The following is a 20751-nucleotide window of genomic DNA, read 5'->3' on the forward strand; positions in this document are numbered from 1 at the left end:
TTATCGCTGCGCTTCTTTAAAGAAGGCTTGGTGTTTTTCTAATAAATCTACGGTTAAGGTTGTATCCCATTTTTTCAAATAGGTAGGAACGTGCTCGTCCTTTACTTGTTCTCCTTCATATAGAGCTACAGGATATTGCTCTAGAAGACCATCACGAGCCTCTGTTGCAATTACCTTTGCAATTTCTTTTGCTAATGCTTCCTCACCTTCTTTATCTACAACAGCGACAGATTCCGTTAAAGTGAAATTACCTTCTGTCGGGTCAATATAATCAATCGGTAACCCTTCGTTTTTGGCATCAATAGCTTGGATACGTAAACCAAAGCCTGCAGCAACTTCTCCTGTTTTCACCTTTTTAATAGGGCCAGAGCCTGAACTTTCAATATGTGGTCCTGCATTTTTAATTAACTCTGCTAGAACTTTTTTCCCTTCCTCTTCACCATATTCCTTTATAATAGCTTGTACTAGAAGCCACCCTGTTGAGGAGTCCATAATGTTTGGGAATGACACTAAATCCTTATAAGCAGGGTCTGTCAAATCTTTAATGGATTTCGGAATAGATAGCCCCTTTTGTTGTAATACCTCTGTATTAATAAAGATAGAGCCTACATTGCCTAAAATCGGTAATGCATACGTAACACTCCCATCAAGAGGCTTTAAGTCTGAAGAAATATCCACAAACATGGATTTTGAGGTTTGTGCACTTTCTATAAAATAAGAAGCCATTGTTACAACATCTGCTTCAATATCTGTCCCTTCCGCCATCATTTTTCCACCTAACTCAGAAGTACCAAACGACTGGATTAAATACTTACCTTTATAGCCCTTGTCATCCAATGTAGTTTCCATCACTTCAATAGCTTCATCATCAGCATTTGAATAAATGATAACTTGCTCTTTGGAATCTGCTGCTACCCCTCCACATGCAGCTAAAACGACTGCTGCTGCACTTACTGTCCCTAACATCATGCCTGTTGACTTCTTCATTTTGTAATCTCCTCCGTTTTTTCTTTATGTGCTGCTATATAATCACAACCTAATTTCACAATGAGGTTTGTACATAAAATGAATATCGATAAAACAAAAATATCAGTGTACTTTGCGAAATGCTGTAGCTCTTTTATCCTTGTCGATACAAGCATTGTCTTTGTGCTGACAAGAAAAATAACACCGCTTACTGTAACCATCGCATTTAAAAAATAGTAGCTAAACATTTGATAAATCGTTGGCCTAATATTCGGTAAAATAATTCGTATCACGGTTTTTAACCACGAATCCTTTAACAGCTCAGCTGTCACTTCCCACGTAGGATCCATTTTTTGCAATGAATTTTTCGCCATTAAATAAGGTGTCGTAAAAAAATGCACGATATTACATGCGATAATGATCAGAAAAGTACCCTTTAAAGAACTTCCATTAAAGAAAAATAAGTAGGATAATCCAAGTACCATACCTGGAACTGTATTTGTCATCATAGAAGTTACATCTAAGCTTTTTCTTCCCTTTAATGGTGTCCTTGTATTAAGAAGCGCCGACATAAATGTTATGCCCACACCGAATATGGCTGTTAGAACCGCTACGATGAGAGAATTGATATAAACCTTCGTTAAATCTTTTTCTGCAAGTACATTTTGAACGTGCTCTAATGTAAAGCTGAAATCGTACGGATAGCCTTTGGTAAAAGGCACAATAAACATGGTTGAAAAAATAATACATACAGCTGTTACACTGAGAATTGAATAAATTGTAAATAGCGCGTCTCGTAAACGATGCTTTACAAGTTCACTTTGCCCAACCTGTTTATATTGAAAATTGAAGCGCTCTAAAATCGTTAGCATGACAACACCTAATACAGCAGGTACTAGCATTAACACTGAAATGACTGCTCCACGTTCAAAATGTACAATGGAACCTAACATGGCTTGGTAGAGCTCAGTAGCTATTACCCTGTAATTGCCACCAACTGATGCAGGGATTCCAAAATCTGTAAAGCTTAAAACAAATGTTAAAATAAATGCCCCGCCAATTGTCCCAACCATAGGGCGGTATACGGTATGATAAAAACGACGCATTGGCTGATCATGCATTAATATTGAAACAAGTAAAAACCGCTTATCGATATATTGCATGGAGTTTTGCATTAATATAAAAGCAACTGGTAATGTGTATAAGACGTAACCGATCACCAAGCCGTTATACCCATAGATTGTAAAAAGAGGCTGCCCCACTAATTTTGTTAGAATTCCTTGATTCCCAAATGTATAAATCAATACAAAGCCATAGGTGATGGTTGGCAGTAGCATCGGCAAGGTTATTCCAATTTGAACTAGCTTTTTTGTATGGCGATGCATCGTAGTAAAATGAACAGCATAGGCCAACCAAAAGGCTAAAATGGTTGTAATCACTGATGCTACAAAAGAAACTTTAAAACTATTCGTAAAAGCTTCACGAATTTCGATATTCCGTAAAGCTTCTATATAATTTTGAGTGGTCACGACATTGCCTATTTTGAATGACTGCCAAAACATATAAAGCAATGGCACAATTAAAAAGAATAGAAAAAATAGTAGAATCGGTAGAAAAATTAATTTCATTATTTTATTCGTTTTAAGCATATGTTTCTCCAAATAATTGATAGATGTTATGGCGCTTAATATGAAGCTGCCTTAAGATAAAATCCTCTACAAATTGATTTTTGGGCGCTGTAACAATTTCATGAGGTGTGCCAAATTGAGCAACTGTACCTTCATTAATAATGATGACTTTATCTGATAAGGTAAGGGCTTCTTCTGGATCATGTGTCACGATAATTGTCGTCAAATTAAATTCACTGGCGATAGATTTAATACGCTCCTTTATAGATTCTTTTATAACGCCATCTAGTGCACTTAGTGGTTCGTCTAATAATAGAATTTTAGGTTGCATCACGAGTGTTCTTGCAATGGAAACGCGTTGTTTTTGCCCACCAGACAATTCATGAATCTTCTTATGCAAATGAGGAGCTAGCTCTAAAAAATCAATGTATTCTTGTATCTCCTCTTTGGACATTTTCACGTTTTTATTTTTTAATCCATAAATGATATTGTCGTATGCATTTAAATGAGGAAATAACGCAAAATCCTGAAACACTATATTAAATCCTCTTTCTTGCATTGATTGCTTGGAAATATCTTGTCCATTGTAGACAAGCTGACCAGCAGTTGGATCTACAAGTCCTAAAATGATATTAAGCAAAGTAGTTTTACCGCAGCCACTCGGCCCTAGCAATGAAATAATCTCACCTGATTCGATGGTTACATTGATATCTACTAAAACTTTTTTATTTTTATAGCTTTTTGAGATATTTTTTAGCTCTAACAATTTGGGTCACCTCACTCAGTTCTTAGCTTCAGTATAGAGACTATTTGTAAAGGAAAATGCTTATTTGTGTAAATGTTGAGTAAATTCTGACAAACTGTTGACAAAGTTATGATTATTTTGAGTAAATATCTAGTAGAGGTGATGAAATGTATATGATAGAAAGGCAACACCAAATTTTGCAGTTTATACGTCAACATAAGGTAGTAAAATTAGTAACACTTACAAAAGAGTTTAACGTTTCAATGGAAACGATCCGTCGTGATGTCCAACAGTTGATGCAAGACAAAAAAATTGAAAAATTTTATGGGGGCGTTAAATATATTGAGCCAGTAGAAGGACTAATGGATCACCGACTTCACGAACAGTTAACAGAGAAAATCGCCATTGCCAAAGCATGTGCTTCGCTCGTTCAAGATGGGGAATGTATTTTCATTGATAGCGGAACAACTACCTATCAAATGACACCATTTTTATTGGACAAGGAAAAACTAACAGTGGTGACAAATTCACTACCTGTAGCATTTGATCTAATCGGCTCTAACATTGAGGTTATACTGCTTGGGGGTAAAGTACGCCATTCTGAAAAATCAGTGACATCAAATGAATTTTTATTTCGCTTCGAGCATCTTAATATCAATAAAGCTTTTATTTGCGCTAGTGGCGTTTCAATTGAAAAAGGCATATCTGATTTTAGCTTGGATGAAGCGATTACTAGAAAGCAAATTATTTCTATCTCTCAAAAAGTCTACGTAGCTACAGATTCCTCAAAATTTAGTAAAGATGTAGCGATTCAAGTTTGTCCAGTGGATGACGTAGATGTCATTATCACAGATGACGCACTATCCAAAAAGACGATTCAACATTTTTCGGAAAAAGGTGTTCAAATAAAAGCCGTCAATATGGCATAGACCATTAATCAATAAAAAACAACTAGTTGTAAATTTCGCAACTAGTTGTTTTTCATTTTTAAATAATGGATAGCTTACGCATTATTTTAGAGAGACCATCCTCGTCTACATGGTCTGCAATATGATGAGCGACTGCCTTCACTCGCTCATGGCCATTTCCCATAGCCACACTTGTCCCAACTGCCTGTAGCATCTCAATATCATTTATGCCATCGCCAAAAGCAAAGGCATCTTGTAAAGTGATGCCCATTTTTTCAAGCACCTTTTCAATACCAGCAGCCTTCGAACCTCCCTTTGGCAAAATATCACAAGAATAACGATGCCAACGTACAAATTGAACATTTGGGAATGTTTCATTATATAAAGGTTCATCTTTTTCTTCCATAAAAATAAGTGTTTGATATACATTGTTCTGCATATAATAAGATGAGTCTAATTCTGGATACGGATATTTAAGAGTATCTAAGCTTTCAGCTACCATACGATGATCGCCAACTGAGGCAATCATCCGTTTATCATCTAAAAACACTACCGGTTCGTTACGCGCCTCACCAAAGGCAATAATTTTAGCTAGTTCATCTTTCGCAATCCCATTTGTATAGACAACCTCACCTTTATAGACAACATATTGGCCATTGAAGGTAACATACGTATCGATCTCTAATTCTTCTAGCAATGACTCAATCATAAATGGTGCTCGACCAGTAGCAATCGCCAATTCATAACCATTACGTCGTGCTGTCAAAAGTGCCTCTTTTGCAGATGAAGGTAACTTTTTTTCACTGTTATAGAGAGTACCATCGACATCAAAAAATAAAATTTTGTTCATTCTATTAACCCTTTCCATAAATATTATCCTTTCAAGCTAAATGACTTTACATAGACAATAATTTTAATTATAATGATCCTAAGGAGTGATGTGCCATGCTGAAGAAACTCAAACGGAAATTGTTGAAGCAACTTCGCGGCGTACTCGGAAAAAAATCAATTGCCTAACATTTGCCCTTCATTATTTGAAGGGCTTTTCTTTATTTTAGAGGAAGTGCGTGATAATATAAAGGAAATGCATTTATTTGGCTATACGCAACCACTGTCTCACTACTTCCTATACAATTTTATAACATAGTGCACATCTGAAGCATTGAGATACAAGTATTACAAACGTACATTTCTTCAATAAAAGAAATTCGTTGTTTTCTTGTAGCACGTGTGTGGTAGTAGTCAAAGGTGCAAGAAAATTGTACGCAATTAAAGGAGAGCAAACTATGATTTACAAAGTTTATTATCAAGAAAATGCAAATGAGATTCCAGTTCGCGAAAATACTAAAAGTCTATACCTAGAAGCTACTTCAGAACGTGAAGTACGTGAAAAGCTAAAAGACCGAAACTACAACATCGAGTTCATTCAACTGCTTGAGGGTAACTACTTAGAGTACGAACAAGCAAGCCCGAACTTCGTCTTGGAGGAAATTTAACAAACATGAAGTTTGTTAAAAATGACCAAGCAGCTGTTTTCGCGCTCGGCGGACTGGGCGAAATCGGCAAAAACACTTATGGCGTTCAATTTCAAGATGAAATTATCTTAATTGACGCCGGTATTAAATTTCCAGAAGACGACTTACTCGGCATTGACTATGTTATTCCTGATTACACGTACTTAGTACGTAATGTCGATAAAATTAAAGGACTTTTTATTACCCATGGACATGAGGATCATATTGGGGGTATTCCATACCTTTTACGTCAAGTAAATATTCCTGTCTACGGTGGTAAGCTTGCACTTGGCTTATTACGTAATAAATTAGAAGAACATGGCTTGCTACGTACAACAAAACTCATTGAAATTAAAGAAGAGGATGTTATTAAATTCAGAAAAACATCTGTTAGCTTCTTTAGAACAACACATAGTATCCCTGATGCTTATGGAATTGTTGTTAAAACACCACCTGGTAATATCGTTCACACAGGTGACTTTAAATTTGACTTTACACCAGTGGGTGAACCAGCCAACCTAACAAAGATGGCTGAAATTGGACGTGATGGCGTACTTTGCTTACTATCTGATAGTACGAACGCTGAAAAGCCTAATTTCACAATGTCAGAGCGCACAGTTGGAAAAAGTATCGATGAGATTTTCCGTAAGGTGGATAGCCGTATTATATTTGCTACCTTTGCATCAAATATTCACCGTTTACAGCAAGCCACAGACGCAGCCGTAAAATACGGAAGAAAGATTGCTGTCTTTGGTCGCTCAATGGACAATGCTATTACGATTGGTCGTGAGCTAGGTTACATTACTGCTCCAAAGGATACATTTATTGATGCTCAAAGCATCAATCGACTTCCTGCAAACGAAGTGATGATTTTATGTACAGGCTCTCAAGGTGAACCAATGGCTGCCTTGTCACGTATTGCCAACGGGACACATCGTCAAATTCAAATACAGCCTGGCGATACAGTTATCTTTTCTTCTTCACCAGTACCAGGTAATACCGTGAGTGTTAATAAAATCATTAATTTATTGTTCCGTGCAGGTGCAGAAGTCATTCATGGTGCATTAAACAACATTCATACATCTGGTCACGGATCTCAAGAAGAACAAAAACTGATGCTTCGTTTAATGAAGCCTAAGTTCTTTATGCCTATCCATGGTGAATTCCGTATGTTAAAAATGCATACACATCTAGCTGAAGATTGCGATGTTCCACTAGACAATACATTTGTTATGGAAAATGGTGATGTTCTAGCACTAAGTGCCAATGAAGCACATGTAGCTGGCCGTATCCCTTCAGGAGATGTTTACATTGATGGCAATGGTATTGGCGATATCGGTAATATCGTGTTACGTGATCGTCGTATTCTTTCTGAAGAAGGTCTAGTGATTGTAGTTGTAAGTGTTGATATGGAAAACCAAAAAATTGTTTCTGGCCCTGACATCATCTCACGTGGATTTGTCTACATGCGTGAATCAGGTACGATGATCAACGAGGCACAAAAAATGCTAAACCGTCATCTGAATGAAACAATTCAAAGCAAAACTCCTCAATGGACAGAATTGAAGAATGAAATTACAGACGTTTTGGGACCTTATCTATTTGAAAAAACAAAACGTCGTCCAATGATCTTACCGATTATTATGGAGGTTTAACCTCGTAAAAAGAAACTATGTAAAATTTACATAGTTTCTTTTTTATTTTTGAAACCTCCTTTTTATTTTTGCGTATATAGTAATAACAACATCAAAAAGGAGCGTTTTTATGCTAGATAAAATTCTTCATTCCTTATTCAATAGTAAATCCAAACGCCATTATTCTTCATCAAGTAGCCGTAGTAGGTATTCAAAGCGACATAATTATTATGGTCACAAGCATTATAAGCGTAGCTCTCGTAAAAGCTCACGCAGTTTTTTCAGCTCTATGAGTTTCTTTAGTAGCTAATGTGGTGGAAACGACTTTCCGAAAAAAGTTTTGACCAGGCTGTGGAACTTTACATAGCAGAGCATCCCGATTTTTCTTTTAAAAAATTTCTTGGCTATGGCTCATATGGTCGTACGTATTTAATTGAAGATTGCTCATCAGCAAGTCTATTTGTTTTAAAATGCTTGCGCCCCAAACATCGTCACCACCAGAAAACCATTCATAAATTTCAACAAGAAATTCACATACTCCAGCAACTTTCATTGTCCTATGTTCCTACCATCCATTCAGCAGGAACAATTTCAGACAGCCCATTTTTTATCATGGACTATGTTAATGGGCAAACTTTTGAGCAGCTTATTTTTCAGAACGGTGCCAAATTTACAATCGCTCAATCCCTTGCTATTACAAAGCAACTATTAGAACAAATTGTACAGTTACACAATTATGGTATTGTACATCGAGATTTACGTATTCCAAATATATTGTTAGTGGGTCAACAATTGCATATTATTGACTTTGGTCTAGCTACCACTTATCAAAAGCAAATCGATATCTCTACGATTGAAAATCCAAAACGTGCTGAAAATCATATAAGCGATCTTTATTTTGTCGGCCATTTTTTATTATTTTTACTATACTCAGACTACAAGCCAAGCAAGAAAAAAGAGAAAGCTTGGCAGCAGGAATTAAAATTACCAATCGAAGTCCAAGATTTTCTAGAGCGCTTATTATGGATTCAAGAACCCTTCGCAAGTGCTTTAGAGGCCTTGCAATCTATGCCCCCATTCATAGATAAAAACCATTAAAAATAGAATTGTTCACCGCCAATCGTGAACAATTCTATCCTAGAGTTCAAATATTAAAGTATTTTGCAGTTACATATGCAATCCAATGATACGCTGGGTCTACACGTAGATTTTCAATTAGCCCCTTAATGATTGCTTTACCATAAGTAGGATTTTCTATTTCTTGCTTTAACAACTCAATGGATTCTTTTTCTATAGAATCCTCAGTATGATTTATATTTTGCTCCAATAATTGTAGTAAAGCATCTTTTGACACGTCTTGCTCACACGGCTTTGCAATAAACGGCACAAGATCTGCTGTAATAAATGGAATGGTTGTATGATGGGCAATAATATCTGTCTTTTCTGCTAAAGATTTAGCTAATTGCTCTAAATCAAGTGGCATATCTGAAAAAATAAAAAGCTCAGCATAGCTCTTCATAAATCCTTTTATGCAGTACATTACATCATATTTCATTTCTTGTAATTGATCCTGATAAAGCTGCTCAAGCATATAGAGAATTGATTTCGACATTTCTGCTTCATACGCTGTTATTTTATGAAATAGCTCTTTTTTTGTTAAAAAGACCTTTTCATTAAAGAATACACGTGCGGATGCGGAATGGTCTTTGAATGCTTGAAAAATGCTTTTATAAAATTCAACCAAAACAGTTTCTTTGTTATACGTTCCTCTGACTACTTGGTCAACATCTGTAATAAACTGCTGTAAATAGTAATCAACCATTGATATTACAAGCTCATCTTTGGTTTTGAAGGATAAATAAAATGCACCTTTAGAAATCCCGCAGCGTTCTGTAATTTGTTGTACTGACGTAGCTTCAAAACCCTGTTCAGAAAACAGTTCTAACGCTTTCTCCATAATTAATTGCTTTTTTAACATATTTTTAACTCTCTCCTAATGCATTTCGTTGACAAATGACCGATTAGTCATTAGTATAAATAATTGAATTTAGATAGTCAATAAAGGGTAGGTGTGAAGGTGAAAGGTTTAGTTAATTTCGTATTAAAGAACAAATTGGCAGTGTGGTTATTAACAATTATCATCACTGTCTCTGGTATTTATTCGGGTACACGGATGAAAATGGAATCGATACCCGATATTTCGATCCCGTATTTAATTGTCATGGGCGTATATCCTGGCGCAACGCCTGAACAAGTCATGAATGATCTTTCCATTCCGTTCGAAAAATCCATAGAAAGTTTAGAAGATGTGAAGGCTGTTTACTCAACTTCCTCTTCCAACGTAGCACAAGTTCAAGTGGAATACGACTATGGAATTGATATGGATGAGAAAAAACGACAATTAGAAGCAGCTTTAGATAATCTTAAACTACCTGAAGGTGCTCAAGAGCCTACTATTATGGCAATCAGCATGAACATGATGCCTGTAGTCGCTTTATCTGTAAGTAGCTCTAAGGAAGATATTGTTGATTTAACTTCAACAGTTGAAGATGTTTTACTGCCTAAAATCGAAAAGATTGATGGTGTTGCATCCGCTACCATCACAGGTCAGCATATTGAACAAGTATCGTTTAAATATGATGAAGAAAAAATGGCAGCACTTGGTTTAACAGAGGATACTGTTAAACAAATGATTCAAGCAAGTGATATGTCACTGTCACTTGGTTTATATCAATTTACTGTCGGGGAACAAGCAGTCTCAGTAGACGGTAAGGTAAAATCAGTGGATGAACTGAAAGACTTATTAATTCCAGTTACACCTTCAGCTACGAATCCTTCACCTTTCGTTCGTCTAGGTGATATTGCAAAAATTGAAGTAGAAGGTAAAGTGCAATCTGTTTCACGTACAAATGGTCAAGATGCCATTGCTATTCAAATCGTTAAAGGCCAAGATGCGAATACCGTAACAGTTGTTAATGCAGTAAAAGACCTTATGAAGGATGAGGAAAAACGATTAGACGGCTTAAACGTAGAGATCTCTCTTGACCAAGGTGCCCCAATAGAAGATTCTGTATTTACAATGATCGAAAAAGCAGTCTTTGGTGGCGCAATTGCCGTATTAATCATTTTACTATTCTTACGTGATTTCAAATCAACGATTATTTCAATTATTTCTATCCCAGTTTCTATCTTCATGGCATTACTCCTATTAAACTGGATGGATATCACATTAAACATCATGACCCTCGGCGCGATTACCGTCGCAATCGGTCGTGTTATCGATGACTCAATCGTAGTTGTAGAAAATATTTACCGACGAATTCACTTAAAACAAGAAAAACTTACAGGTCGTGCCCTAATTCGTGAAGCAACAATTGAAATGTTCAAACCAATTCTTTCTTCAACATTGGTAACGGTCGCTGTATTCGCTCCTCTTATTTTCGTAGGTGGTATGGTAGGCGAATTATTCATGCCATTTGCCCTTACAATGACATTTGCATTAGGTGCATCATTATTAGTTGCGATCACAATCGTACCTGCTTTATCTCACTTCTTATTCCGTAAAAAGTTATACGGTGAGAAGACTGAAAGCCAACATAAAGAAGTTGGTAAACTTGCTATCTGGTACAAAGGTGTCTTAGAAAAAGTATTAAATCACAAAATTATTACATCTGTCCTTGCGATTCTTTTACTTGTTGGCTCTCTTGCATTAACACCACTTATTGGTTTTAGTTTTATGGGCTCACAAGAAGAAAAAGTTATGTACTTAACGTATACGCCTGCAACGGGAGAACTGGCTGACGAAACGGCAGCTAATGTTGAAAAAGTAGAAAAAGAATTAATGAAACGTAAAGATGTTGATATTTTACAAGTTTCCATTACAGATGCGAACAATGTCGATCCATCAGCAATGATGATGGGTGGAGGTGCTGGCGGTGCCTTAATGTACCTTATCTTTGATCCGGATATGGAAGACTTCCCTAAAGCTCGTGAAGAGGTTGAAGACTATGTATTTAACATCGGGCAATCAGGAGAATGGAAGTCTCAAAACTTCTCTTCTATGTCGATGTCATCAAACGAAGTCAGCTATACACTGTATAGTGATGATTTAGATAAACTTCGAGATGCTGTGAAACAAGTAGAAGGCGCTCTAAAAGAAGTGGATGGCTTAGAAGATATTAAATCTGATAATGAAGATCCATATGTAGAGCATGTGCTAAAAGTTGAACAAAAAAATGTCCTTCAATACGGGCTAACGACAGCTCAAATCGTGATGGCATTAAATTCAAATACATCACAAGAAGTATTAACTACCGTGAAAAACGATGGTAAAGATATCGATGTCATCGTTCAACGAGATGCTAAAGCAGCTGCGACTTCACTTGATGATGTCTTAGCCACTGAAATTAAAACAGCATTGGGTACAACAATGACTATCGGAGAACTAATAGATGTTGAGGAAGGTACAACACTTAACTCATTATCTCGTTCAAAAGGTGAATATTTCGCAACAGTATCTGGAACGATTATCGGTGACGATATTTCAAAAGCCACTACTGCTGCTGATAAAAAAATTGATAAATTAGATTTACAAAAAGGTGTAACACTTGGTGTTGCTGGTGTTGCTGCTGATATGCAAGAAACATTCACTAAGCTTGGTATTGCGATGTTAGCAGCCATTGCCATTGTTTACTTCATTCTAGTGGTAACATTCGGAGAAGGTTTAGCTCCATTCGCTATTCTTTTCTCACTACCATTCGCAGTAATTGGTGCATTCATTGGATTATTCGTTACAGGGCAAACTATTTCTGTATCTGTCATGATGGGTCTATTGATGTTGATTGGTATCGTCGTCACAAATGCCATCGTATTAGTTGACCGTATCATTCATATGGAACATGATGGTCTTTCCATGCGTGAGGCGATCCTTGAAGCAGGAGCAACACGTTTACGTCCTATCCTGATGACAGCCATCGCTACAATTGGTGCTATGATTCCAATGGCACTTGGTACTGGCGGTAGTGGATTAATTTCCAAAGACTTAGCTATTACTGTAATTGGCGGTTTATTATCTTCTACCCTATTAACACTTGTTGTTGTACCAATTGTTTATGAAATGCTATCTAAAATGTTAAAGAAAAACCGTAAAGATATTGAAGAAAATTAATAAAAAAAACAACCACTCATGCAATCTTTGCGTGAGTGGTTGTTTTTATCCTAATCTTTTTATTGATTTTCTATTACTACAAAAACTTCCTTGCTTTCCACACCTGTATTTGATACAGCCTTAATGCCGTATGTATAGCTATGTTTAGTAAGAGCTGACTTGTCCACAAATTTAGTGAGGCCATCCATATTATAAACAACATCCACGATATTTCGAGGGTCATCATAAGAACCTTCTTTGTTTCCTGTAAAACGATAAATGACATACTTGCGTGGCTGTGGTTCATTTTCGTCTATAATCTCTATCTTGCGACCTGCCGCTTCCTTCGTCACTTGCACAAAAGTCGGTACGTTCGGCACTGTGTCATCATCCCAAGTTGTTTCGGGTGTCAGTGCTGTGTAATTATACAATTGTTGACTAACAATCGTTGCATAGCCTAGTTTATTGTTTTGAAAGCTTCTTAAGGAGAAATGCATTTGCCCCTCAGCAGCTACCTTTTCCGAACGATTCGCTAGTATTTGACTTGGTAACTCCATTTTATTTTTCCATGCTGCATCACTATCATTGCCAACTTTGTAATCAGCAAGCCCAATGTATAGATGCACAGGGTGTGTTGTTGCGTAGGTTTGCACTTCATGGCTCCACCAATCTAGCAGCGTTCCATATTTCGCAACAGATAATGTTCTTGACCAATAAATCTGTGGTGTAATGTAATCAATTGTGCCATTTTGAATCCATGTTCTTACGTCTGCATATAAATCATCGTAATTATTAACACCAGCCCTTGTATCGCTTCCTGTTTTATCTAGCGATTTATTGCGCCATACACCAAATGGTGAAATACCAAATTGAACATATGGTTTTGTGTCTTTAATGGCCGTGTAAAGATTTTCTACAAGACGGTTGACATTATCTCGTCGCCAATCCTCCACCTTTTTAAAGGAAGCACCATAGTTTTTAAAAGCTGCTTGATCTGGAAAAACTTCATTAGCAATTTTATATGGATAAAAATAATCATCCATATGCACTGCGTCAATATCATAATTACCTACTAGCTCTCTTACTACTTCAACTAAATAGTCTTGAACTTCTGGTAAACCAGGATTTAAATAATATTGCTTACCATATTTGATAACCCAGTTTGGATGTGTTCTAGCCACATTATCAGCAGCAAGGTCTGTCAGTTTTTGTCCAGACATTGTTACACGATAAGGATTCATCCAAGCATGCAGCTCCATACCCCGTTTATGACTTTCCTCTATCATGATCGCAAGAGGATCGTAGCCTGGATTTGTGCCTTGCTTTTTGCCTGTTATGTAAGATGACCATGGCGCTAGATCAGAGGCATACATTGCATCATTTGTTGGTCTTACTTGATAAATAACAGTATTGAATTTATTGGCTTTTAGTTGATCCAATGTTTGGCGTGTCCAAGTCGTGTACTGCTCCTTCGTCATACCTGCTTTCATATCAAGATTAAGAACGGTTGAAATCCAGACAGCCCTCATTTCCCTTTTTGGCTGTGTCGTGCTTGCCAAAGCAGTCTTTGTAGGGATTGTCGATAGACATAACACAAAAATCATCGCGACTAAAGTTAATATTCTCCATTTACTATTTTTCTTTCTCATATTTCCTCCATTTGCTATTTTTCTATTTTAGTATATGACAAGTACTCGCTATATGCACGTCTCCAAAGCAACTTTATCGGAATCAATGAAGCAGATAATTAGTTTCAACTCTAACAAACGTTCCCGATAGATTCAAAATATGTATACTAACCATTAAAAACTACTGAAAAGGCGATGAATCGTACTTTTCCTTTAAAGAAATCGATAAATATGTCATTTTATTAGATGAATTTCACAATTTCCATATTTTTAAAATTCAACCTAGTTTTTGCTTCATTCCTTCTTTACGCAAAGATGAACTTTATGCTACAATCAACACAACTTATATAGAACGGAGGGTATTCCCAATGACAGCATCAATTAGACTACGATTTCATCTTACTAATTAAATATGTGTACGCTTTGCCTGCTGTGCAAGGGAAATGGAATTAGGTCTAGTCTGTTTTAGGAATACTTGAAAAGAGGGGGCTTCTACTCCCCTCTTTTTTTGTGTTGTCTTTTACTTTCCACACAGGCACTACTGTTAGAAAGGGATGACGAAATTGGAACATTGGAAACGTAACACAATACTTTTTTTAAGTAGTCAAACGATTTCACTTTTTGGCTCTGCTCTTGTGCAATATGCCATTACATGGTATATCACACTTACAACACAATCAGGCAGCATGATGACCATCGCGATCATTTGTGGCTTTTTACCAACCTTCTTCTTAGCACCTATTGCTGGTGTCTGGGCAGATCGCTATAACCGTAAATGGCTTATTATTTTAGCAGATGGAATGATTGCCTTATCTACGCTAATTCTAGCTATTTTATTTTTAATAGGCTATGATGAGCTCTGGCTACTATTTGTAATATCAGCCGTACGCGCAGTTGGTGCAGGTATTCAAACACCAGCAGTGGGCGCAATTTTGCCACAATTTGTGCCTGAAGAGCATTTAATGAAGGTTAATGGTGCAAATAGTAGTATTCAAGCCTTCATCATGATTCTTGCACCTATGGCAAGTGGTGCATTATTAACGATGGCTTCTATTGAATCCATTTTCTTTATTGATGTGACAACAGCGGCTATTGCCATCGCTATCTTCTTATTATTTCTGCATATCCCTGCACATGCAAAAGCTAATCAGCCACAAACAACAGGCTATTTTAGTGATATGAAACAAGGCTTCATCTATATTAAAGAGCATGCTTTCTTGAAACAATTATTCTTGTTCTTTGCCTTTTTCATGCTGCTTGCTGCACCTGCTGCCTTTTTAACGCCTTTACAAGTTACACGAACTTTTGGCAATGATGTATGGCGTTTGACTGCCATCGAAATGGCCTTTGCCATTGGGATGTTAATCGGTGGTATCGCAATCGCAACATGGGGTGGCTTTAAAAATAAAGTGCATACGATGACATTATCTGCTTTGTTATTTGGTCTTTGTACAATGGCTCTCGGCGTCATTCCTATTTTTTGGTTGTACCTCGGAATCATGGCCATTACTGGCATAGCCATGCCAATCTTTAATACACCTGCAACGGTGTTATTACAAGAAAAAGTGGAAAGTGACTATATGGGAAGAGTATTTGGCATTCTTAGTATGATATCTACCTCTATGATGCCTTTAGGAATGCTAATTTTCGGGCCAATTGCTGATATTATTGCTATTGAGTGGCTACTCATCGGTACAGGATTATTACTCTTCATCCAAGGATTTTTCCTTCTGGGCAGTAAAGTCTTATTAAAAGCTGGTAAACCTACTGCTGAGCATGTTGACTCGCTAGAAAAAAAGTGAAGATTTTATTTCAAGAAAATTGTTAATAAAAAATAACATTTAAATTTAGCCTATACACAATCTCAAACGAATCTTGACGTTAAAAAAGCCTTGCTTTATGCAGGGCTTTTTCCATCTTTATTTATGTCTTGGGAATAATTTTTTGTGCTTTAGCATCTTGCTTCCCACAATATCTGAATTATAATTATTTAAAATTTAAATGGTCATGAAGATCTCTTCCAATACGCAACAACTTCGGTATCCAAAAATTTTAGATGTTGCCCTTAAAGGAATTTAAAGATATGTATTAGGAAATAGGACGCTTAGAATTTATCTGTACACTTTTCACCATAACTTATTAAAATACGTACTTTAATCTAATTGAACTAAAATAAATCTATTATCATTAAATATAATAACGATGAATAGGACGTCCTACGTTTCCATATTGTATATCTACTTTTAATAGTTTCTGCTTTTCTAAAAAGTCTAGATAGCGTCTAGCTGTAACACGTGCTGTACCTATATAAGCTGATACCTCCTCCGCTGATACTGCCTCGCCACTTTTTTTTATATATGCAAGTACCTTATCTAAGGTAGCTCGATTAAACCCTTTTGGGAGTTCTTCTATAAGAATGGCATCCGTTCCTGTTGTTTCTACTACAATTTGTTCAGGAAGACGTTGTTGCATTAAATGATCGACATCATGCTGAGTTAAATCTTGCATGCCGCTTATTTTCCTTCTATAGCTTTGATAATTTTTTAAAGTCTGCTCAATCCGCTCAAACGTAAAGGGCTTCATAATATAATCATAGACACCTAAGTGTAATATTCGCTGCACAGTGGGCATATCATTCGCAGCTGTTACAGCAATAACATCAACATGAAGATGCTCTTCTCGTATTTTCCCTAACGTAATAATGCCATCCTGCTCTGGCATAAAAATGTCCATAAAGACAAGCTCTGGGGTTAATTGTTTAATTTTTTGAATTCCCTCAATTCCATTGCTAGCATAGCCAACTAATGAAAAACCTTTGATTTGTTCAATAAATTGTCTGTTCACTTCTCGTACCATTGGATCATCTTCAATCAATAAGACATTTATTACATCCATCTATACTTCTCCTAACTCAAATAAAATTAAGAAACTTGTTCCTTTCATAAATTCACTTGTTACTTCAATTTCTCCATTGCCTTTTCTTACAATTTCATAGACTAAATGCAAGCCAATGCCTCGATTTTCACTAGCCTTTGACGAAAATCCATTTTCAAACATACGCTCCTGCACCTCTTTGGTCATGCCAATCCCGTTATCGGTAACTGCAATCGCTAAGACGCCATCATGCTCGTCTACAGAGATGGCTACATATTTATCTTCCTTAGAAAGTACATTTAATGCCTCAAAAGCATTTTCAATTAAATTGCCAAACAACACAACAAAATCATGATGATCTAATAGAGGTGGAAAGCGTTTAAAATGACTTTTCCGATCAATTTCAACCTCGATACCCAGTTCTTTTCCATAACTTACTTTACTTAATAACAAACCTGAAATATTTTCATTATGAAAGCGTTCATTTAAAAACTTCGTCAATGAGGCTTCATTTTCAGTAGTAACAGTAACATATTCAAGTGCTTGCTTTGTATGTCCCAATTGCAGTAGTCCCGCAATCGTATGAATCTTATTTTTATGCTCATGGGTTTGTACACGTAATGCTTGAACAAAGGCCTTTACACCTGTTACTTCCTCCGCAAGCTTTTTCACAGCTGTTAAATCTTTGAACATAGCAACTGCACCAACTAGCTCTCCATTCACAATAATAGGTACACGATTACTTAAGATACTATGATGATTAATGTAAAGCTCTTGATCATAAACAGGTGTTGCTGTTTCAACAATTTCAGGCAGACGGGTATCAGGCAAAACGTCATAAATCTTTTGTCCAATACAGTCCTCTATTTTCCTAGTAACACCTAAAATATCGGCCGCTTTTTCATTAAAAATGGTGATATTCATTTCCTTATCTACCGCTATTATTCCCTCATGCATGGCATTAAAGGTTTCTGTTCTTTCCACATACATTTTTGCAATTTCATGAGGTTCAAGCCCAAACATTTGTTTTTTTATATGTCGTCCTAGTGTATAGGCACCGAAAATACTGAAAATCAGTGATATAACAATAGTTATCATAATTTCTCGCTCATAACTTTGTAACATTTCCAGAAAATCTGGTAATGAATAGCCAACGACTACAATGCCCACTTGTTCCCTTTTATCATTAATAATTGGCACGAAAGCCCGTATCATAACACCCGATTCTCCACGTGCCTTTGATACATAATAATGTTCACTAAATGCGGCGTTTAAATCCTGCGACTCACTGCGTTTTCCTATTTCCTTACTTACTGGGTGTGATAGTTTAATACGCTCCATATTCATTACAACAATATACTCGGCCTTATGAATCACTCTAATGCCATCTACAATTTTATTAATATTTTTTGCAGATTCTTTTATATTGGCATTTTCCAGATGTACACTAAGCTCTGGTACATTTGATACAGTTCTTGCCACAAGCATTGCTCGCTGTCCAAAATCTTTTTCCTGTTCAGATAATAGGTTACCGAGTAAAAAAATACCACCTAGTAAAAAGGAGAGTGCAATGATTAAAAATGTCACTAACAGTATTTTGCCGTTCACAGGCATTTTCATCATTAAAAAATTCCTTCCTTTCAAATTTGCATTCTCATAATCAGTGGCACACATATTTAGTTTTAAGATTATCTGCAAAAAAATCTTTTGACAACATATTTAGTCGATATAAGTAGCAGAAAATATTGAATTTAATGAACAATATTATAAACTGATAATTTAAAAAGAACTTAATTATCACTCTATGTTTTTGTATTATAACAATAATTAATTAACTATAGCGTACCATAACAGAGATAGTTATTGATATTACTATATTTATATGTAAATGTAAGTAAATGTACTTAATGAACGATATGTTTCTTATTTTCTAAATCTCTTTTTTAAAGAAATATTCGCTATGATACTTTTAGTGAAAGCGATATCAAAGAGAAAATTTAGAAAAGAGGTAGCAAAAAATGAAGTTACTGAAAAATTTGACTGTTCAGGTTATAGTGGCTATCATACTTGGGATTATTGTCGGAGCCATTTTCCCCGAGTTCGGTGCCAGCTTGAAAATCTTAGCAGATTTATTCATCAAATTAATTAAAATGTTAATTGCTCCTATTATTTTCCTAACAGTTGTTATTGGAATCGGCAGTATGGGAGATATGAAAAAGGTCGGGAAGATCGGAGGTAAGGCATTGCTTTACTTCGAAATAGTTTCCACAATTGCATTAGCAATCGGAATTGCTGTTGCTTTAATCGTAAGTCCTGGTACGGGCTTGGATACATCAGGTGCATCTGATGCTGATATTTCAAAATATACAACTGCTGCAGCTGAATCTGAGCAAGGCTTGGGTGCCTTCATTTCTAGTATTATTCCAGAAAATGTAGTTGGTGCATTGGCAACTGGTCAATTATTACCAGTCCTATTCTCTGCTGTTTTATTTGGCTTAGCAGCTGCCTCAATCGGTGCACCCGCAAAACCAGTCATCACATTCTTTGAGCAAGTAGCAGAGATATTCTTCAAGATTGTAAGTATGGTTATGAAAATATCACCAATCGGAGCTTTTGGTGCAATGGCCTATACAATTGGAAATTTTGGTTTAAAATCTTTAGGTAATCTAGGTTTATTAATGGCTGCCGTATATATAACAATGTTTTTATTTGTTGTCTTTATTTTAGGTGCCATTGCAAAGTTCTTTGGATTCAACATCTTTAAATTTATCGCTTATATCAAAGATGAGATTTTCTTAGTAATCGGGACTTCCTCTTCTGAATCAGCTCTGCCATCTATGATGCGAAAGCTTGAGAACTATGGTTGCTCGAAGCAGGTTGTAGGTTTAGTCGTTCCTACAGGGTACTCCTTCAATCTAGATGGGACTTCCATCTACCTGTCCATGGCTGCATTGTTTATCGCACAAGCATATGGAATGGAACTAACTTGGATTCAAATCATTACACTGCTCGGAATTTTAATGATTACTTCTAAAGGTGCAGCAGGTGTAACAGGCTCAGGATTTATTACATTAGCAGCAACTTTGGCTGCCTTCCCAATGATACCAGTGGAAGGAATAGCGCTGTTAATCGGTGTAGATCGCTTTATGTCTGAGGCTCGAGCTGTTACAAATTTAATTGGTAATGGCGTAGCTTGTGTTGTCGTGTCAAAATCTGAAAAAGAGTTTGACACAGCTATGGAAGAACGTGCACTTCAGGGAAAGACCACTATATCTTCCTAACAAAAATGGTAGAAATGATAGCCATCTCTGTTTCACTATACTCATTATCATTCGAGTAAAAGCTATGTCCTTATGGATTGACGCTGACAACAAACAATTAGCTTACACTATCACCCAAAATAAAATGTTTACACTCTAGTAAAAAAGTGAAAGTTAATAGTAAGAGGTGATAGTGAATGAATAATAAAAAACAGGCAAAAACACGTAATACGAATAACCCTGATGTATTGGATACAGATAAAGAAAGCATTTTTGATAAACACGAGGACATGAAAACAGTAGATCCAATACCTGTCGAAGAATTGAATGAAAAAGTGAAAGATGAACAACATAAAACCAAAACGAAGGATTCCTCTGCAACAGATAAGCGCTATCCTTAATGTGATCGCTGCAAAAATGAATAAATATAAAAAGTCGACCTAATTCA

16 protein-coding genes are annotated in these 20751 nt (G+C 36.3%); 8 read left to right on the forward strand and 8 right to left on the reverse strand.

The genetic code is table 11. The features are described from left to right. From EW028_RS16610 to EW028_RS16620, 3 genes are read right to left on the reverse strand one after another with little or no spacing between them, the layout of a single operon-like run. Positions 1 to 987, reverse strand: a complete 987-nt coding sequence (locus EW028_RS16610) for an extracellular solute-binding protein (RefSeq protein ID WP_131521663.1) — start codon at positions 985 to 987, stop codon at positions 1 to 3. Continuing rightward, entirely contained in the window at positions 984 to 2615 is a 1632-nt protein-coding gene (locus EW028_RS16615) for an ABC transporter permease subunit (protein WP_131521664.1), read from the reverse strand. The genes EW028_RS16610 and EW028_RS16615 overlap by 4 nt, the downstream gene beginning before the upstream one ends. After that, positions 2608 to 3360, reverse strand: a complete 753-nt coding sequence (locus EW028_RS16620) for an ABC transporter ATP-binding protein (protein ID WP_131521665.1) — start codon at positions 3358 to 3360, stop codon at positions 2608 to 2610. The genes EW028_RS16615 and EW028_RS16620 overlap by 8 nt, the downstream gene beginning before the upstream one ends. Before the next feature lie 152 nt (positions 3361 to 3512). On the opposite strand from EW028_RS16620, the gene EW028_RS16625 reads away from it, so the two are divergent. Further along, positions 3513 to 4268: a DeoR/GlpR family DNA-binding transcription regulator gene (locus EW028_RS16625; RefSeq protein ID WP_131521666.1), complete on the forward strand. Its 756-nt coding sequence runs from the start codon at positions 3513 to 3515 to the stop codon at positions 4266 to 4268. A gap of 58 nt (positions 4269 to 4326) precedes the next feature. Here EW028_RS16625 and EW028_RS16630 read toward each other — a convergent pair whose 3' ends face one another. After that, complete coding sequence (locus EW028_RS16630; RefSeq protein ID WP_054549831.1) at positions 4327 to 5097, reverse strand: Cof-type HAD-IIB family hydrolase; 771 nt, start codon at positions 5095 to 5097, stop codon at positions 4327 to 4329. 436 nt (positions 5098 to 5533) lie between these two features. On the opposite strand from EW028_RS16630, the gene EW028_RS16635 reads away from it, so the two are divergent. From EW028_RS16635 to EW028_RS16650, 3 genes are all read left to right on the forward strand, one after another. After that, a complete protein-coding gene (locus EW028_RS16635) occupies positions 5534 to 5743 on the forward strand; it encodes a DNA-dependent RNA polymerase subunit epsilon (RefSeq protein ID WP_004224712.1) in 210 nt (69 codons plus the stop codon). A 5-nt stretch (positions 5744 to 5748) separates the two neighbouring features. Continuing rightward, positions 5749 to 7416: a ribonuclease J1 gene (gene rnjA / locus EW028_RS16640; RefSeq protein ID WP_004224711.1), complete on the forward strand. Its 1668-nt coding sequence runs from the start codon at positions 5749 to 5751 to the stop codon at positions 7414 to 7416. 330 nt (positions 7417 to 7746) lie between these two features. Next, positions 7747 to 8493 (forward strand): protein kinase domain-containing protein, encoded by a 747-nt coding sequence (locus EW028_RS16650; RefSeq protein ID WP_227744969.1) that lies wholly within the window; start codon positions 7747 to 7749, stop codon positions 8491 to 8493. Positions 8494 to 8539: 46 nt separating this feature from the next. On the opposite strand, the gene EW028_RS16655 is transcribed toward EW028_RS16650, so the two are convergent. Beyond that, complete coding sequence (locus tag EW028_RS16655; RefSeq protein ID WP_131521669.1) at positions 8540 to 9373, reverse strand: TetR/AcrR family transcriptional regulator; 834 nt, start codon at positions 9371 to 9373, stop codon at positions 8540 to 8542. 99 nt (positions 9374 to 9472) lie between these two features. On the opposite strand from EW028_RS16655, the gene EW028_RS16660 reads away from it, so the two are divergent. Continuing rightward, entirely contained in the window at positions 9473 to 12562 is a 3090-nt protein-coding gene (locus tag EW028_RS16660; protein WP_131521670.1) for an efflux RND transporter permease subunit, read from the forward strand. Positions 12563 to 12621: 59 nt separating this feature from the next. Here the strand turns inward: EW028_RS16660 and EW028_RS16665 are convergent, their stop codons facing one another. Next, entirely contained in the window at positions 12622 to 14190 is a 1569-nt protein-coding gene (locus EW028_RS16665) for a glycoside hydrolase family 10-like protein (protein WP_131521671.1), read from the reverse strand. 533 nt (positions 14191 to 14723) lie between these two features. Between EW028_RS16665 and EW028_RS16670 the strand changes: the two genes are divergently transcribed. Further along, a complete protein-coding gene (locus tag EW028_RS16670; RefSeq protein ID WP_048391958.1) occupies positions 14724 to 15971 on the forward strand; it encodes an MFS transporter in 1248 nt (415 codons plus the stop codon). A gap of 385 nt (positions 15972 to 16356) precedes the next feature. Here EW028_RS16670 and EW028_RS16675 read toward each other — a convergent pair whose 3' ends face one another. Further along, on the reverse strand, positions 16357 to 17064 hold the full coding sequence (locus EW028_RS16675; RefSeq protein ID WP_131521672.1) for a response regulator: 708 nt from the start codon (positions 17062 to 17064) through the stop codon (positions 16357 to 16359). Further along, the gene (locus tag EW028_RS16680) at positions 17065 to 18666 is read right to left on the reverse strand and encodes an ATP-binding protein (RefSeq protein WP_131521673.1); all 1602 of its coding nucleotides are present in this window, start codon (positions 18664 to 18666) and stop codon (positions 17065 to 17067) included. It abuts the gene before it with no gap. 395 nt (positions 18667 to 19061) lie between these two features. On the opposite strand from EW028_RS16680, the gene EW028_RS16685 reads away from it, so the two are divergent. Both EW028_RS16685 and EW028_RS16690 read left to right on the forward strand, forming a co-directional pair. Beyond that, positions 19062 to 20324 carry a dicarboxylate/amino acid:cation symporter gene (locus tag EW028_RS16685; protein WP_048391960.1) on the forward strand — a complete coding sequence of 421 codons (1263 nt, stop codon included), beginning with the start codon at positions 19062 to 19064 and terminating at the stop codon, positions 20322 to 20324. 176 nt (positions 20325 to 20500) lie between these two features. After that, a complete protein-coding gene (locus EW028_RS16690; protein WP_131521674.1) occupies positions 20501 to 20704 on the forward strand; it encodes a hypothetical protein in 204 nt (67 codons plus the stop codon). Positions 20705 to 20751: the final 47 nt, after the last annotated feature.

The organism is Lysinibacillus sp. OL1, assembly GCF_004332175.1.
Taxonomy (GTDB): Bacteria; Bacillota; Bacilli; order Bacillales_A; family Planococcaceae; genus Lysinibacillus; species Lysinibacillus capsici.

What these genes read in the sequence shown, in the direction of transcription:
- EW028_RS16610 (WP_131521663.1), bottom strand. Translation starts at nt 987, where the DNA reads ATGAAGAAGTCAACAGGCATGATGTTAGGGACAGTAAGTGCAGCAGCA.
- EW028_RS16615 (WP_131521664.1), bottom strand. Translation starts at nt 2,615, where the DNA reads ATGCTTAAAACGAATAAAATAATGAAATTAATTTTTCTACCGATTCTA.
- EW028_RS16625 (WP_131521666.1), top strand. Translation starts at nt 3,513, where the DNA reads ATGATAGAAAGGCAACACCAAATTTTGCAGTTTATACGTCAACATAAG.
- EW028_RS16630 (WP_054549831.1), bottom strand. Translation starts at nt 5,097, where the DNA reads ATGAACAAAATTTTATTTTTTGATGTCGATGGTACTCTCTATAACAGT.
- EW028_RS16635 (WP_004224712.1), top strand. Translation starts at nt 5,534, where the DNA reads ATGATTTACAAAGTTTATTATCAAGAAAATGCAAATGAGATTCCAGTT.
- rnjA (WP_004224711.1), top strand. Translation starts at nt 5,749, where the DNA reads ATGAAGTTTGTTAAAAATGACCAAGCAGCTGTTTTCGCGCTCGGCGGA.
- EW028_RS16655 (WP_131521669.1), bottom strand. Translation starts at nt 9,373, where the DNA reads ATGTTAAAAAAGCAATTAATTATGGAGAAAGCGTTAGAACTGTTTTCT.
- EW028_RS16665 (WP_131521671.1), bottom strand. Translation starts at nt 14,190, where the DNA reads ATGAGAAAGAAAAATAGTAAATGGAGAATATTAACTTTAGTCGCGATG.
- EW028_RS16670 (WP_048391958.1), top strand. Translation starts at nt 14,724, where the DNA reads ATGACGAAATTGGAACATTGGAAACGTAACACAATACTTTTTTTAAGT.
- EW028_RS16675 (WP_131521672.1), bottom strand. Translation starts at nt 17,064, where the DNA reads ATGGATGTAATAAATGTCTTATTGATTGAAGATGATCCAATGGTACGA.
- EW028_RS16680 (WP_131521673.1), bottom strand. Translation starts at nt 18,666, where the DNA reads ATGATGAAAATGCCTGTGAACGGCAAAATACTGTTAGTGACATTTTTA.
- EW028_RS16685 (WP_048391960.1), top strand. Translation starts at nt 19,062, where the DNA reads ATGAAGTTACTGAAAAATTTGACTGTTCAGGTTATAGTGGCTATCATA.
- EW028_RS16690 (WP_131521674.1), top strand. Translation starts at nt 20,501, where the DNA reads ATGAATAATAAAAAACAGGCAAAAACACGTAATACGAATAACCCTGAT.